Raw genomic sequence first — 15197 nt, forward strand, 5'->3', positions numbered from 1 at the left:
TGTCTGATATGTATATACAATAAGTTCGGCAACCGAGGGTGTCCAGTGGCAGACCAACAGGTGCAGGTGTTCTGGGCCGCCCGGGCCTTGTTGCCCGACGGCTGGGCGAGCGGGGTGCGGGTCGCGCTGACGCAGGGGCGCATCGCCTCGGTGCAGGCCGACGTGCCTGCTGCCATCAGCGACACCCGCTGCGAGGTGCTGCTGCCCGGGCTGGGCAATCTGCACAGCCACGCCTTCCAGCGTGGCATGGCCGGCCTGACCGAAGTCGGCGGGCGCAGCGGCGACAGCTTCTGGAGCTGGCGCGAGCTGATGTACCGCTTCGTCGACCGGCTGGACCCGGACAGCCTGCAGGCGCTCGCCGAACAGACGTATGTGGAGATGCTGGAAAGCGGCTTCACCCGTGTCGGCGAATTCCATTACCTGCACCACACGGTGAGCGGTGCGCCCTATGCACATGCCGGCGAAATGTCCGAGCGCATCGCCGCCGCTGCCGCTAGCACCGGCATCGGGCTCAGCTTGTTGCCGGTGTTCTATGCACAGTCGGATTTCGGCGGCGCTGCGCCCAGCCCGGCGCAACGCCGCCTGATCCACGACATCGACGGGTTCGCGCGTCTGTTGGACGATTGCAGACACAGCCTGAAAGCGCTGCCGGACGCCGTGCTGGGGCTGGCGCCGCACAGCCTGCGAGCGGTCACACCGCAACAACTGGCGGCGCTGGTGCCGCTCACCGCTGGGCCCATCCACATCCATATCGCCGAACAGCAACGCGAGGTGGATGCCTGCCTGGCCTGGTCCGGTCAACGCCCGGTGCAGTGGCTGCTGGCCAACGCGCCGGTGGATGCGCGCTGGTGCCTGGTGCATGCCACGCATGTGGATGCGCACGAACTGCACGCGATCGTCGCCAGCGACGCGGTGGTCGGTCTGTGCCCGATCACCGAAGCGAACCTGGGTGACGGCGTGTTCCCGATGCAGGCATTCGCTGCCGCCGGTGGGCACTTCGGGGTGGGCTCGGATTCGAATGTGCTGATCGATGCGGCCGAGGAACTGCGTCTGCTCGAATACGGCCAGCGCTTGACGCTGCAGGCACGCAATGTCTTGGCGCAAGGGCCAGTGTCCAGCGGGCGTTGGCTCTACGAGCAGGCCGGCGCCGGCGCCGCACAGGCGCTGGGTGTTGCGCAATGCGGCATCCGCGCCGGGGCAGCGGCGGATCTGGTCGAGTTGGACACGGCGCATCCGGCCTTGCTCGCGCGCAACGACGACGCCTTGCTGGACAGCTGGTTGTTTGCCGCGCGTGGCTCGGCGGTGCGTAACGTCTGGCGCGGCGGGCGCTGGGTGGTACGCGAGGGGCAGCATGTCGACCGCGCGCGCATCGCCACGCGTTTTGCTGCCGTACTGGGAACCTTGCTGGGCAACTGAGCGGATGCGCGCACAATGCAGGTCCTGGAGCCGCTGAACATCGCAACGTTGATCGGGCAGGTGCGGACAGTGCCTCAATCAAGCGTCTGGTGCCTGTTGCAACGCACACCGGCTGCACCCACCTGACGATGACGCCTGCCGTTGGATCGCCGCTCTTCCCGGAGACCTGAGCTTTGACCGCTACCACCCCCCTCGCGCCCGGCACCTTGCATCAGCGCATCCGCCAGGATCTGGAACAACGCATCCATAGCGGCGACTGGCCACCCGGGCACCGTGTTCCGCCCGAGCACGAGCTGATGGCGCAGTACGGCTGCTCGCGCATGACCGTGAACAAGGTGCTCGGCTTGCTGGCCGATGCCGGCATGATCGAGCGCCGCCGCCGCACCGGCTCGTTCGTTGCGCGGCCGCATCCGCATCTGGAACAGGTGGCGCTCTCGATCCCGGATATCGAAGTGGAAATGACCACGCGCGGCCACGTCTATCGCTTCGCGTTGTTGTCGCGCCAGCTGCGCAATGTGCGCCAACGCGTACCGCAGGAACGTGCCTTGGGCAGCGCCGGCAAGGTGCTGGCATTGCAGAGCGTGCACCTGGCCGATGGCCGCCCGTTTGCGCTGGAGCAGCGCGTGATCGATATCAGCACCGTGCCCGAAGCATTGGAGCAGCCGTTTACCGAGGTGGCGCCGGGCAGCTGGTTATTGCGCAACGTGCCATGGACACGCGCCGAGCACCGCATCAGCGCGGTGAGCGCCGATGCGGCGCAGTCCGAACAGCTTCAGGTAGACGAAGGTGCGGCCTGCCTGGTGATCGACCGTCACACCTGGCGCGGCGAGCAGCCCGTCACCTACGTGCGCCAGCTGTTTCTGGGCGGCTCGTACGATCTGGTGGCGCGGTTTGCGCCGGGAATGCGCTGAGCTGATGGCGGTAATTACACTGCGGTAAAGCAGCTTCCAGCTCGCTGCCGAGTGTGCATCGGCACTGTCGAGTGACTACTCGCTGGTGTGACTGCCACTTCGCTGGTGACGACTGCGGATCCGGCCAGGCGAGTCCGTGCGATACAGTGCGAGCGCAGCGAGGCAAGGCATCACGCTCAAATCGTGGTGCACTGACGCCAGCGCACGGGCTCGGCGATTCCCGGGCGCGGGTTGAGTTGCACGCGCACCGTGCGCAGGTACGGGTAGCGTTCCAGCTCGCGGCAGATCAGCGGCCATGCCGCACTGTCTTCGACCGTGCGATCCACCGCCAGCGTCGCCTGGGTCAGCCAGATGCCGCGGATCAGGCCTGGCGTCTGCGCCAACGCCTTGGAAACCTCGCGCTGATAGCCCTGCAGGGTGGCCGCATCGGGTTCTGCGCCGGCTGCCGCTGGTGCCGCCGCAGCTGGCGTGGATGCTGCAGCTGCCGGCGGCTGCGATGCAGTTGCCGGGGCGGTGGTCGATGCCGCCACGCGCGCCGGTGCAGTGGTGGGCGAGGACAGCGCAGTGCGCGGTGCGGCCGGCGCGGGCACTGGCGGGCGTAGCGCCAGCACCGCCACCAAGGCCAGGGTTGCCAGTGCCGCACCGGCGATCACGCTATGGCGGATCGCGCGGCGCTTCGCGGTGCCGACCACCCCGGTTTCCACATCCCCAGGCAGGTACGGCTTGAGCAGCGGCCACAAACGCGCGCCGTCCAGCACCTCGATCGATTGTTTTTCCGCGGCGGCAACGCCTTCGCGCTCCATGCGGCCTTCGGTGACCATCACCCCGCCGTTGGCTCCGGCCAGCCGCGCCATCGCGCCCAGCTCGTTCACTGCCGCCACGCCAATGCGGTAACCGCGCCCATGCTTGCAGGCCACCAGGCGGGTGCCATGCTCGGTCTGCATCATGAAATCGGCGGTGGGCAGGCCATCCTGCGGCAACTGGGTTGGCTGCCATCCACGTTGGTCCTGCAGAACGCGCAGCACCACGGCGGAAAAGTCGCGCCAATGCATGGCGGCCAACGCACGTACGCCTTCGTGCACTTCGTCGGCGCGGCGCCGCACCAGCCAAAAATACGCGCACACCGCCAGCCAGAGCAGCAGTGCCACCAGAGGCGCCAGAATCCAGGAAGGCATAAGCATCAAACAATGGTGCGTATAACGAATCGTGCGTCTAGAAGAATCCTTCGCGAAAGATTCGTCAATGGATCGCGGGCGGCGATGTCACGAGCCGTGATCCAGATAGCGAAAGACCCGCCAGTCCGAAGCCGTGAGGGGAGGGGAGCAAACGGACTTCATAACGCAGGACTGGCGGGCCTTCCCGATTGTCTGAAAAAGCATGTTGCTTTGCAACATGGGGCGCCAGGCGACGTTTAGGTAAGAAACTGTGTGCTGAGCGCTTTAGCGGAGCTATCTCGATAGTAGTTGCTGCCGGACATCGGCGTTGCCCGGGCTTTGCCGCCGGGGAGAGCAACGACGTGCTTGCCTGGGGCCTTGCGGGCGCGCTCGGCCGAAACTGTTCGGGCGATCAGGGGAGGTCGCCAGACAAGCAATCCTGCCATCGGGCATACCTACGCCATGAACACCTGTGCCCCTGCATGACCCGGCCGATTGGCGTCATGCCCGCCTCAGGTCAACCGCGCCATCCGAAGGCGGGCGCGGTTGCCTGGGGCCAGTGCGCTTACTCCGGGTCAAACGCCCCGGGGTTGCCGGACGACGATGACGCTGCCTGCCCGGCACCGACGCTACCTGCACCCGTCGGCTCGCTGGCTGCCTGTGCCGCCTGGTTGGCGGTGCGGTTGGCACGCTTGGTGGCCGCAGTATTTGCACGAACCTGGGCCTTGAGCGACTCGACCTCCCGGCGCAGGTTTTCCAGTTCTTCCTGCTCCGGGATGTTGAGCGTGCGCAGCACGCCTTTGACGCGGTCGTCGAAGGCCTTGCCCAACTTGTCCCAGCCACGCACTGCGGTGTCGCGCGCCTGCTCGAACTGGGTTTCCACTTCCTCGCGCAACTCGTCGACGCTTTCGGCCGCCTTGCGCTGGCCGGTGCGTTCGTAGGCAGCGCCTTCGCGCACCAGCGAGTCGAACAGCTTGCCGCCTTCGCTTTGCACGCGGCCGAGCGCACCCAGCCCTGCCAGCCACACGGTCTGCGCCGATTCGCCAAGCCGGCGCGAGATCTGTTCCGCCTGTGCCTGGAAGCCCTGGGCCGCGTTGTCACGGTTACCGTTCTGATCGTATCCGGTCGTCATGCGATGCTCCTGTCGATTGCCAAAGTGACGTTGCCTTCACCCTAGTACCGATGCTGCATCGGGCAGGTGAAGCGTGGCCCGATCAGGCCTGCTGCCAGCATCCACCCATGCGCGCCGGGTCAGGTGACTTGGCGCTGAAGCAACGCAGCGCCAGGCGAGCGCTCAGGCCAGTTTTTCGGCCAGCAAGCGGCGGATTTCCGATTCCACCATCGGCTGCACCGCAGACAGCAAAAAGCCGAGCTCGGCGGTGACGTGCACCTGCTGTGGCAGCAGTGCGATCGCGCCGTCCACGCCGGCGCGTGCGATGCGCAAGGTGTCGCCTTCCCAATGCGAGGCAATGCCGTAGCGGTCGGTCAACTTGCGCGCCGCCTCATCGATAGCCGCGCGGGCCTGGGCCGGCGTCAGGGAATGGTCGTGGCGGATATCGATGCTGGACATGGGTGCGATGGGTCATGCGAAAAGTGAGGGCGCATTGTGCGCAAGCGCGGCCCCAGCTCCAAGTGCGAGCGTGCGACGCGTTGCCGCCGAAATCAGCAACGCGGCTTGCGGCACGCAGATGGCGCAGCCAATGCGCAGGCTTGACCTGCCTGCATCGCGTTCCAGGCGCCCGCCGGCAACTGTGCAGCGGCCCGGATCACCCGAGATGGCCGCGCGTGCGAGCAAACCTGCTAGGCTGCGGCGGGTGCGCGATCTGCAAGTTCATTTCACCCACCGGCAGCAGCCGGATCATTCCCTCAAGCCCGGCGTCCACCGGATCGTCCGTCATGCCTCCGGCAGCGTGCGGGTGGTCAGCGATGCGCAGGGTGCGCTGCTGTTGGCGCAATTCTGCCTGGACCAACGCGGCCTGTGGCTGCAGGTGGCCAATGGCATCCGCGGCATCCACGTCAATGGGCGGCCGGTGCGTCGCATGGCGCTGTTGCGCCCGGGCGATGCGATCTATGCCGATGGCGTGGAGATGCTGTTGCGCAGCGCGCCGTCCAGTGCGCCGGCCAACGACATTCAGGAAGAAAGTGCCGGTTTGAGCGAGGTCTGCCTGTTGCTGCGCGGGCTGGGCGGACGCCACCACGGGCGCAGTTTCACCCTGGATCGCTCACGCCTGGTCGGCAGCGATGCCGCCTCTGACATTGTCATTGACGACCCGGCCTTCGCTGCGCAGCACGCGCGCTTGGAGCGTCATGGCGACCGTGTGCTGATCCGCGACCTGGGCTCGGAAGACGGCAGCTGGATCAACGGCGTGCAGGTGCGCGATGGCTGGCTGCAGGCCGGCGATCAGGTCGTCTTCGATGCGCGCCACCGGTTTGTGGTGGAAGTGCCGCGCACCCATCACAGCACCACCTGGGACCTGCCCGACACCGAACCGCTACCGCCGCCGCGTGTGGCCGCAGAGCCGACGCGCGCACCAATGAAGGTGGCCCGTTGGCCCTGGTTGCTGCTCAGCGCGGTGTTGCTGGCGGCGGCGTTGAGCGCCTTGCTGTGGTTCGGCGCGCGCTGAGGCGTTTCCAGGCGCGCCAGCCCAGCAGCAGCGCCAGAATGCCGGCATACAGCGCCGGCTCGCGGATGTCGGACTTCACCAGCCACCAGAAGTGCAGCACCGCCAGCAGCCCGATCGGGTAGATCAGCATGTGCAGGCGGCCCCAATTGCGCTTGAGCCGACGCATCCAGCCCTGGGTGGACGTGATCGCCAGCGGCACCAGCAACAGCCACGCCGCGAACCCCACCGTGATGTAGGGGCGCTTGAGGATCTCTTCGAAAATCTGCGTCCAGAAGCCGCGCAGATCCAGTGTGAGATAGGCCGCCAGATGCACGCTGGCGTAAAAGAATGCGTACAGGCCCAGCATGCGCCGGAAGCGGATCAACACCGCCTGACCGGTGAGCTGGCGCAGCGGCGTGATTGCCAGCGTGATCAGCAGCAAGCGCAACGCCCACAGCCCGGTGCGGTGCTCGATCTCGGCCACCGGGTCGGCGCCCAGCGCGTCGCTGCCGCTTTGCCACACCTGCCAGAACTGCCAGCCGAGCAATGCAATCGGCGCCAGCGCGGCGAGATGCACCAGGGTCTTGGCGGCGATCAGGGGGACGGAGGTCTTGGCCATGCGATCTCGAAGAGCGAAGCGATGCCGAAGCGCAGGAGCGCAATCGGGCGCGACGGGCGTTGCTGGTCATGCCCGTCGCGCCCGGGTGCGCTCCTACGCAGGTCGACGTTGTGTATTGCCTAGAACCACTTCTTCAGATCCATGCCCGCGTACAACGAAGCGACTTGATCGGCGTAGCCGTTGAACGGCTTGGTCGCGATGCGCTCGGCAAACAGCTTGCTGGCGGTGCCGGCAATGCGGCGCTCAGTCTTCTGGCTCCAGCGCGGATGGTCCACCGCCGGGTTGACGTTGGAAAAGAAGCCGTATTCGGACGGCTGCAGATCGTGCCAGGCGGTCTCGGGCATCTTCTCGACGAAGCGGATCTCCACGATCGACTTGATGCTCTTGAAGCCGTATTTCCACGGCACCACCAGCCGCAACGGCGCGCCGTTCTGCTGCGGCAACGGCTTGCCGTACAGGCCGGTGGCCAACAAGGTCAGCGGATGCATCGCCTCGTCGATGCGCAGACCTTCGCGGTACGGCCAGTTAATCGAGCGGTAGCGTACGCCCGGCATCTGCTGCGGGTCGGCCAGCGTGGTGAATGCCACGTACTTGGCCTTGGAAGTCGGCGCGAAGCGTTTGAGCACCTCGCCCAGCGGCACGCCCGTCCACGGGATCACCATCGACCAGCCTTCCACGCAACGCAGCCGGTAGATGCGTTCTTCCGCGCTGATGCCTTTGAGCAGTTCGTCCAGCGACAGGCTGCCGGGCTTCTCGCACTCGCCACCGACCTTCACCGTCCATGGCGACAGCTTCAAGGTCTTGGCCGCCTTTGACGGATCGGTCTTGTCGGTGCCGAACTCGTAGAAGTTGTTGTAGCTGGTGACATCTTCCAGCCGGGTCAATTCCTCGGCGGTGCGGAATCCGCTGCGCGCCTGCGCCGGCGTCACCACCATCTTCGGCGGAGGCGGCGGGTCGGCCTCGGCACAACCGGCCACACCCAGCGCCGGGGTCAACGCAAGCAACTGCAGCAGCCGGCGACGGTCGCGATAAACGGACTCATCGGTGATCTCGCTGGACGGCAATTTGAAAGCATCGCGAAATGACATGGCAGGCTCCGGCAGTGGCTGCAGCGTGAGAGTAACGGACAGGGGCACAAGTTCGCGCCGTGCGTGTGACCACGTTACGTCAGGCTCAGTCAAAAGGATGCAGCTGCAACTTTTTTGCCCGCTGCCAAGCCCGATGCGCTGCGGCATACTAGAAGGCTAGCTCGACAAGGTGTGCCATGACACGCGCGTTCAATTTCAGTGCCGGCCCTGCGACATTGCCGGAATCGGTCCTGCGGCAGGCGCAGGCGGAGATGGTCGAGTGGAACGGCGTTGGCGCCTCGATCGTGGAAATCAGCCACCGCAGCGCCGACTTCATGGCCGTGGCTGCTGCCGCCGAAGCCGATCTGCGCAGTCTGTTGTCGATTCCCGACGAGTACGCAGTGCTGTTTACTGCCGGTGGCGCCACCACCATCCAGGCGTTGCTGCCGCTGAATTTCGCCGCGCCCGGCCAGGCGGCCGACTACGTCATCACCGGGCATTGGGGCAAGACGGCGATCAAGCAGGCGGCCACGTATGTGGATGCGCGCATCGCCGCCGACGCGCAGGCCGATGGCTTCATCGACATCCCGCTGGTTGCCAGCTGGACCTTGTCGCCACACTCGGCCTATGTGCACATCACCGCCAACGAGACCATCCATGGCGTCGAATTCCGCGACACGCCGGACGTGGGTACGCTGCCGCTGTTTGCCGACTTCAGTTCCTCGATCGCTTCCGAGCCGCTGGACATCTCGCGCTATGGCCTGATCTACGCGGGCGCACAGAAGAATCTCGGCCCGGTCGGTATTTCGGTGGTGATCGTGCGGCGCGAGTTGCTGGAGCGTGCCGGGCAGCCGCGTGCGGACATCTTCAACTACGCCTCGCATGTCGCGCGCGACTCGATGCTCAACACCCCACCGACCTGGAACTGGTATCTGCTCGGGCTCACCGTGAAGTGGATGCTGGAGCAGGGCGGGGTGCAGGAATTCGCGCGCCGCAATGCCGAAAAGGCCGCGCTGGTGTATGGCGCCATCGACGGCTCCGGCGGCTTCTATCGCAACCTGATCACGCCGGCGGTGCGTTCGCGCATGAATATCCCGTTCTTTCTACCGAACGACAAGCTGGATGCGTTGTTCGTCAGCGAATCCAAAGCGGCCGGGCTGCTTGCGTTGAAGGGCCACAAGGCCGTCGGCGGCATTCGTGCCTCGCTGTACAACGCGATGCCGGTGGCAGGCGCGCAAGCGCTGGCGAGCTTCATGCACGACTTCCAGCAGCGGCACGGCTGAGTTCTTCATTGACCTGCGGCGTTTGCCGCGCCGGCGCATGCGCTGCCAGCGGACATGCGCCGCCATTTTAGGAATGCCCAGCGATGGCTCCCAAGTCCAACAAGCCCACGTCCGCCACTGGCGGTAAAAACAAGCCGGCGAAGAAGTCCGCAGGCGGTTACCTCGGCAAGGCTGCAAGCAGGCCGACTGACAAGCCCGCGGCCAAGACAGCCGCGCCGGTGCTGGCCGATGTGCGCGCCAAGATCGACGAGATCGACCGCACGATCCAGGCATTGATCGCCGAGCGCGCCAACTTCGCGCATCAGGTCGGCAAGGCCAAGGGCAAGCTCGCAGCGGCGGTGGATTACTACCGGCCCGAGCGCGAGGCGCAGGTGTTGCGCATGGTGGTGGACCGCAACGAAGGCCCGCTCAGCGACGAAGTGCTGGTGCACGTCTACCGCGAAATCATGTCGGCCTGCCTGGCCCAGCAGGAGCCGTTGAAGATCGGTTATCTCGGCCCGGAAGGCACCTTCAGCCAGCAGGCGGTGCTCAAGCATTTCGGCCGCTCGGCAGTGGGTCTTCCGATGGCCACCATCGAAGAAGTGTTCCAGGAAGTGGAAGCGGGCAACGCAGATTTCGGCGTGGTGCCGGTGGAAAATTCCGGTCAGGGCACCATCCAGGTCACGCTGGACATGTTCCTGACTTCCAACCTCAAAATCTGCGGCGAAGTCGAACTGCGCGTGCATCAGTACCTGCTTTCGCGCAACGGCCGGCTGGAAGACATCGAGCGCATCTACGCGCATTCGCAATCGTTCGCGCAAACCGCCGGTTGGCTGCGTTCGCACCTGCCCAAGGTGGAGAAGATCGCGGTCTCCAGCAACGCCGAGGGCGCACGCCGCGCACGCAACGCAGAAGATGCCGCAGCCATCGGCGGCGAAAGCGCAGCGCATGTGTATGGCTTGAAGAAAGTCATCATGAAGTCGATCGAAGACGACGACGACAACACCACGCGTTTCCTGGTGATCGGCCGGCAGATCTTCCCCTCGTCCGGGCACGACCGCACCTCGGTGCTGGTGTTCATCCACGACAAGCCGGGCGCGTTGTTCGATGTGCTCAGCCCGTTCGCGCGTCACGGCATCAGCATGAACCGCATCGAATCGCGGCCCTCGCATCAGGCCAAGTGGGAGTACGGCTTCTTCATCGATCTGGTCGGCCATGTGGAAGACGAGGCGATGAAGCAGGCATTGGCCGAACTGGAAGCGCATTCGGCACAGATCAAGGTGCTGGGGTCGTATCCGGTCGCCATTCCCTGAGCAGACGAACAGTCGCCGGCATCGGCGCGTTGCGTCGGTGTCGGCAACGTGGCCACTCTTTCAAAGCGCGTCCCCACAGCGTGTGGCGATGCGCAGCATTCGGATCATTCGCATGAGCAACAGCACGCAGTATTGGATCGCGCAGCAAGGCAGTGCATTGCGCGGTAGTTTGGCCATTCCTGGTGATAAATCGGTCTCGCACCGCGCAGTGATGTTTGCCGCGCTCGCCGATGGCGTCTCGCGCATCGATGGCTTTCTCGAAGGCGAAGACACGCGCTCCACTGCGGCGATCTTCGCCAAGCTGGGTGTGCGCATCGAGACGCCGTCGGCCTCGCAGCGCGTCGTGCACGGCGTGGGCGTGGATGGCCTGCAGGCGCCGACCGATTCGCTGGATTGCGGCAACGCCGGTACCGGCATGCGCCTGCTGGCCGGCGTGCTTGCCGCGCAACGTTTCGACAGCGTGCTGGTCGGCGATGAATCCTTGTCCAAGCGGCCAATGCGGCGCGTGACCGGCCCGTTGGCACAGATGGGGGCACGGATCGAGACGCAGGACGACGGCACGCCGCCGTTGCGCGTGCGCGGCGGGCAGACGCTGCACGGTATCGACTTCATCTCGCCGGTTGCCAGTGCGCAGGTCAAATCGGCGGTGCTGCTGGCCGGCCTCTATGCGCAGGGCGAAACCTCGGTGACCGAGCCGCATCCCACCCGCGACTACACCGAGCGCATGTTGTCGGCATTCGGCGTGGACATCGATTTTGCGCCGGGCACAGCACGTTTGCGCGGCGGGCAACGCCTGCGCGCGACCGATATCGCGGTGCCGGCGGATTTTTCGTCCGCTGCATTCTTCATCGTCGCTGCCAGCATCGTTCCCGGCTCGGAGGTCGTGCTGCGCGCGGTCGGCTTGAACCCGCGCCGCACCGGGCTGCTTGCGGCGTTGCGCTTGATGGGCGCAGATATCAGCGAAGAAAACCATGCCGAACACGGTGGCGAGCCGGTGGCCGATCTGCGCGTGCGTTACGCACCGCTGCATGGCGCGCAGATTCCCGAAGCGCTGGTGCCGGACATGATCGACGAGTTTCCGGCCTTGTTCGTGGCTGCGGCTGCGGCGAGCGGGCAGACCGTGGTGACCGGCGCTGCCGAACTGCGGGTCAAGGAATCGGACCGGCTGGCGGCCATGGCCACTGGCCTGCGCACGTTGGGCGTGCAGGTCGACGAAACCCCCGATGGCGCCACCATCCACGGTGGCAGCATCGGCAGCGGTGTGATCGAAAGTCATGGCGACCACCGTATTGCCATGGCGTTTGCCATTGCCGGCCAACTGTCCACCGGCAGCGTGCAGGTGAACGATGTAGCGAATGTGGCGACCTCGTTCCCCGGCTTCGACACGCTGGCGCAGGGCGCAGGGTTCGGGCTTGAGGCGGCTGAGCTGCGCTGACGCGTTTCGCCGACTAGCTGCGATGCACATGTCGGGCTGCAATGCGCGCTTGCCGACCTGCGCTGCGTTCAAAGGGGTGTTGCTGCTTCCAGCCAGGTGCCTACAGCCAATAGTGTGGTCGTGCTCCGCGTTCGCTTTACGCGCGCGGGCATCCTGCCTCGGCCAACAGCGGCATCGTGGCCGGGAAGCGCGATCTCGACCTCTGCCCGCAAGGATCGCCGAGACGGGCGAGCCGTGCGGCTAGGCGGACATGCCACTTGGCTACAAGGTCAGCGCGTGCTGCTTCAATGCACTGACCTGTGGCCATGCGTTGCCTGACCAGAAGGCGCTCAGCGCTGCGCCGTGAACTCGACCGGCACCTGCACCGTGCTCACCACGGCGTGGCCATCTCGCGTCGCAGGCTCGAAACGCCACTGACGCAGGCTCTCCGCCACCGCCGCGTCCAGGCGCGGGTCGTCGCTGCCGCTGCGCTCGACGATGGTCACATCGCTCACCTTGCCCTGCACATCTAGCTGCAGGCGTGCAGTGCGGCTGCCCTGGATACCGGCACGCGCCACTGTGGGCGGGTAGCTCGGCATTGCGTTGCCCGGCAGCGGCTTGGCCTCCACGCTGCTGACCGCCGCGCGCGCAGGCTGGTGGGCCACCATCGTCATCGCCCGCGGGCCCTCGGTCGTCGGCAGGATCTGCCGGCTCGCTGCCGGTGCCGGCTGCGTATCAGTGGCGAACGATTCGTCGCTGTGGCGTGCCCACCACCAACTCGGTATCACGATCATCAGTGCGATCAGCGTCGCCCACAGCCAGGGTGACGCGCCATCGCCCTGCATGTCGTGCTGCGGTTCGACGGCACGCAGGCCCTGCTGCTGCAGTGACGGCGGATGGGATGGCGACGGATTGGAGATGAAGGACATGGCCGGCCTCCTGGCGCATCTGTGGGATGACAGGGCCAGTCTGGTCGGCATTACCTGAGGGGCAGCTAAGGCATCGGGTCAATGAAGCGCCAAAGCTTCGTGGATATTCAGCTTGGTCAAGCTGCCGCAGCGCTCGGGTTAAAGCTGCATGGATATTGTGCTTGTGCGGCGTTATTCACCGCCTGCCTTGTCTCACCAATGCGTCGGCACGCATGAGTCTGCGCTGCCGCGCGAAGCGTCAGCCGTGCCTACTGCGCGGGCTTGAATTCGAACGGGATATCCATGCTGCCAGCCACGGGCTGGCCGTTGCGCTGCGCCGGGTGGAAGCGCCAATGACGCACCGCTTCCATCGCTGCACGGTCCAGATCGCGCGAGCCGCTGCGCTGCACCAGGGTCACGCCGCCGGGATTGCCGGCAGCATCTACATCCACCCGTACCACCACGTCACCGGCATCGCCACGACGCAGCGCTGCCGACGGGTAGCGGGGCGGCGGCATCTGGCCCTGGATCGGCACCGGGCGATCGCCACCGGCGACCGGCGCGTTGGACGGCGCCGCGCTGCCTGCTGCACCTGGCGCCGTCTCTTCCGGCAACGGCGTTGGCGCAGGCGGGGCCGGTGGCGCGGTGTCCACCAGGGTCGGGGTTTCGGCCGGCGGCTTGGCCTGCGGCATGTCGCTGGCACCGTCCTGGGCCGGCAGCGGCGCAGGCAGCGGCGCGATGGTGTCGTCGGTTTGCACCCCTGCGGTCGGCTGCGCGGGCGAGGCCTTATAAAAATCGTCCTTGCGGCCGGTTGCCCAGACCAGCAGGAACAACAACAGGCCGGCAGCGAAGGCGATGCCGGCAATTTTCAGGGTGTGACGGGGCAGACGCAGAACGATATGGTGATCGGACGCATGACGGGGCGCGGGCATAGGGCTCACCTGAAGAATCGTCGTAATTCTGGCATAGCCGCAGTGAATCGATCGCAGCAGGTGGCGGAACAGGCGATAATCTCGCGCTATTCCCACTGACGCCCCTATTCCGATGCTAGATCCGGCCCTGCTTCGCCAACACCCCGCCGACCTTGCCGAGCGCCTGCGCAGCACGCGCAGTTTCTCCCTGGACACTGCGAAGCTGGAGTCGCTGGAGAGCGAACGCAAGCGTATGCAAGTGCGTACGCAGGAACTGCAGAGCTTGCGCAATTCCAAGTCCAAGGCGATCGGGCAGGCCAAGGCCAAGGGCGAAGATGTGACTGCGCTGCTGGCGGACGTGGCTGGATTCGGCGATGAACTTTTGCAGTCTCATGGCAGACTGACGGCCGTTCAGCGAGAGTTGGAAAAGGTTTACGCGGTAATTCCCAATCTGCCGCAGGCTGACGTGCCGCTTGGGAAAAGTGAGGCAGATAACGTCGAACAATCCCGTTGGGGAACGCCGCGCGAGTTCGATTTCCCGGTTAAGGATCATGTGGAACTTGGTGCGCCCAACGGCTGGCTGGATGGTGAAACAGCGGCTAAGTTGTCTGGCGCTCGATTCACCGTGCTGCGCGGGCCAATTGCGCGTCTGCATCGCGCGCTAGCGCAGTTTATGCTTGACCTGCATGTCGGAGAACATGGATACGAAGAAACCAACGTGCCGCTGCTGGTCAACGCCGAGTCTATGCATGGGACCGGGCAGTTGCCAAAATTTGAGGATGATCTCTTCAGAATTTACGAAGACGAATACCAATCTCAAATTGATGAAGAGACTGGTGAAGATGTTCACTTTCCCACTGGTCAGATAGAGCCTGAGCCTGCTTACTATCTGATCCCTACCTCCGAAGTGCCGTTGACCAACATTGTGCGCGACGAGATCGTCGATGCCGAACGGCTGCCGCTGCGCATGACTGCGCATTCGATGTGCTTCCGTGCCGAAGCCGGCAGCGGCGGCCGCGATACGCGCGGCATGATTCGTCAGCATCAGTTCGAAAAAGTGGAGCTGGTCACTGCCTGTGCGCCGGAAGACAGCGACGCCGAACACCAGCGCATGACGCGCTGCGCCGAAGTAGTGCTGGAACAACTCGGCCTGCCGTACCGCAAGGTGCTGTTGTGCACCGGCGACATGGGGTTTTCTGCGATCAAGACCTACGACCTGGAAGTATGGCTGCCGTCGCAGAACACCTATCGCGAAATTTCGTCCTGCTCCAACTGCGGCGATTTCCAGGCGCGGCGCATGCAGGCGCGCTGGCGCAATCCGGTCAGCGGCAAGCCGGAATTGCTGCATACGCTCAACGGCTCCGGTACTGCAGTGGGCCGCGCCATGATCGCGGTGATGGAGAACTACCAGAATGCCGACGGCTCGATCGACGTGCCGCAGGTATTGCGCCCTTACATGGGGGGGCTGGAAAAGATCGGTTGACGTCGGCGTGGCCGGTGCAGTTGGCGAGTGCTGTGCAGCGGCGTAGATGCGTCGAGTGATCTCGGTAGCAACACGCGCGGTTTGGCCTCGTCGTTGGATTGGCAGCACGCACGCGGTTGCACCAGCACGTGCAGTC

General features: G+C 65.3%; 14 protein-coding genes. 7 read left to right on the forward strand and 7 right to left on the reverse strand.

Annotated features, from left to right (window positions below; genetic code table 11):
- The first annotated feature begins 45 nt into the window (after positions 1-45).
- The gene (locus M3O59_RS08170; protein WP_249047045.1) at positions 46-1416 is read left to right on the forward strand and encodes a formimidoylglutamate deiminase; all 1371 of its coding nucleotides are present in this window, start codon (positions 46-48) and stop codon (positions 1414-1416) included.
- A gap of 173 nt (positions 1417-1589) precedes the next feature.
- Positions 1590-2327, forward strand: coding sequence for a histidine utilization repressor (hutC, locus tag M3O59_RS08175; protein ID WP_064634837.1), 738 nt, complete (start codon positions 1590-1592; stop codon positions 2325-2327).
- Positions 2328-2503: 176 nt separating this feature from the next.
- Here hutC and M3O59_RS08180 read toward each other — a convergent pair whose 3' ends face one another.
- From M3O59_RS08180 to M3O59_RS08190, 3 genes are all read right to left on the reverse strand, one after another.
- Positions 2504-3508, reverse strand: a complete 1005-nt coding sequence (locus tag M3O59_RS08180) for a restriction endonuclease (protein ID WP_249047046.1) — start codon at positions 3506-3508, stop codon at positions 2504-2506.
- A 538-nt stretch (positions 3509-4046) separates the two neighbouring features.
- Positions 4047-4613 carry a phasin family protein gene (locus M3O59_RS08185; protein ID WP_064634839.1) on the reverse strand — a complete coding sequence of 189 codons (567 nt, stop codon included), beginning with the start codon at positions 4611-4613 and terminating at the stop codon, positions 4047-4049.
- Positions 4614-4775: 162 nt separating this feature from the next.
- Positions 4776-5051, reverse strand: coding sequence for a polyhydroxyalkanoic acid system family protein (locus tag M3O59_RS08190; RefSeq protein ID WP_042822008.1), 276 nt, complete (start codon positions 5049-5051; stop codon positions 4776-4778).
- A gap of 244 nt (positions 5052-5295) precedes the next feature.
- Here M3O59_RS08190 and M3O59_RS08195 point away from each other — a divergent pair, with 244 nt between their 5' ends.
- Positions 5296-6105: an FHA domain-containing protein gene (locus M3O59_RS08195; protein ID WP_064634840.1), complete on the forward strand. Its 810-nt coding sequence runs from the start codon at positions 5296-5298 to the stop codon at positions 6103-6105.
- Here the strand turns inward: M3O59_RS08195 and msrQ are convergent.
- Positions 6047-6703 carry a protein-methionine-sulfoxide reductase heme-binding subunit MsrQ gene (gene msrQ / locus M3O59_RS08200; RefSeq protein WP_064634841.1) on the reverse strand — a complete coding sequence of 219 codons (657 nt, stop codon included), beginning with the start codon at positions 6701-6703 and terminating at the stop codon, positions 6047-6049. The genes M3O59_RS08195 and msrQ overlap by 59 nt on opposite strands.
- A gap of 119 nt (positions 6704-6822) precedes the next feature.
- On the reverse strand, positions 6823-7791 hold the full coding sequence (gene msrP / locus M3O59_RS08205) for a protein-methionine-sulfoxide reductase catalytic subunit MsrP (RefSeq protein WP_249047047.1): 969 nt from the start codon (positions 7789-7791) through the stop codon (positions 6823-6825).
- A gap of 176 nt (positions 7792-7967) precedes the next feature.
- Between msrP and serC the strand changes: the two genes are divergently transcribed.
- The 3 genes from serC to aroA all read left to right on the forward strand — a co-directional run bounded on the left by serC (position 7968) and on the right by aroA (position 11780).
- Positions 7968-9053 carry a 3-phosphoserine/phosphohydroxythreonine transaminase gene (serC, locus tag M3O59_RS08210; RefSeq protein WP_249047048.1) on the forward strand — a complete coding sequence of 362 codons (1086 nt, stop codon included), beginning with the start codon at positions 7968-7970 and terminating at the stop codon, positions 9051-9053.
- Positions 9054-9136: 83 nt separating this feature from the next.
- Positions 9137-10345 (forward strand): prephenate dehydratase, encoded by a 1209-nt coding sequence (gene pheA / locus M3O59_RS08215; protein ID WP_249045337.1) that lies wholly within the window; start codon positions 9137-9139, stop codon positions 10343-10345.
- 112 nt (positions 10346-10457) lie between these two features.
- A complete protein-coding gene (aroA, locus tag M3O59_RS08220) occupies positions 10458-11780 on the forward strand; it encodes a 3-phosphoshikimate 1-carboxyvinyltransferase (RefSeq protein WP_064634857.1) in 1323 nt (440 codons plus the stop codon).
- 329 nt (positions 11781-12109) lie between these two features.
- On the opposite strand, the gene M3O59_RS08225 is transcribed toward aroA, so the two are convergent.
- On the reverse strand, positions 12110-12577 hold the full coding sequence (locus M3O59_RS08225; RefSeq protein WP_064634858.1) for an energy transducer TonB: 468 nt from the start codon (positions 12575-12577) through the stop codon (positions 12110-12112).
- Positions 12578-12936: 359 nt separating this feature from the next.
- The gene (locus M3O59_RS08230) at positions 12937-13599 is read right to left on the reverse strand and encodes an energy transducer TonB (protein WP_249045335.1); all 663 of its coding nucleotides are present in this window, start codon (positions 13597-13599) and stop codon (positions 12937-12939) included.
- A gap of 112 nt (positions 13600-13711) precedes the next feature.
- Here M3O59_RS08230 and serS point away from each other — a divergent pair, with 112 nt between their 5' ends.
- A complete protein-coding gene (serS, locus tag M3O59_RS08235) occupies positions 13712-15061 on the forward strand; it encodes a serine--tRNA ligase (RefSeq protein ID WP_249047049.1) in 1350 nt (449 codons plus the stop codon).
- The last annotated feature ends 136 nt before the right edge of the window (positions 15062-15197 follow it).

It is taken from the genome of Xanthomonas nasturtii, from assembly GCF_023337365.3.
In the GTDB taxonomy this organism is placed as follows: Bacteria; Pseudomonadota; Gammaproteobacteria; order Xanthomonadales; family Xanthomonadaceae; genus Xanthomonas; species Xanthomonas nasturtii.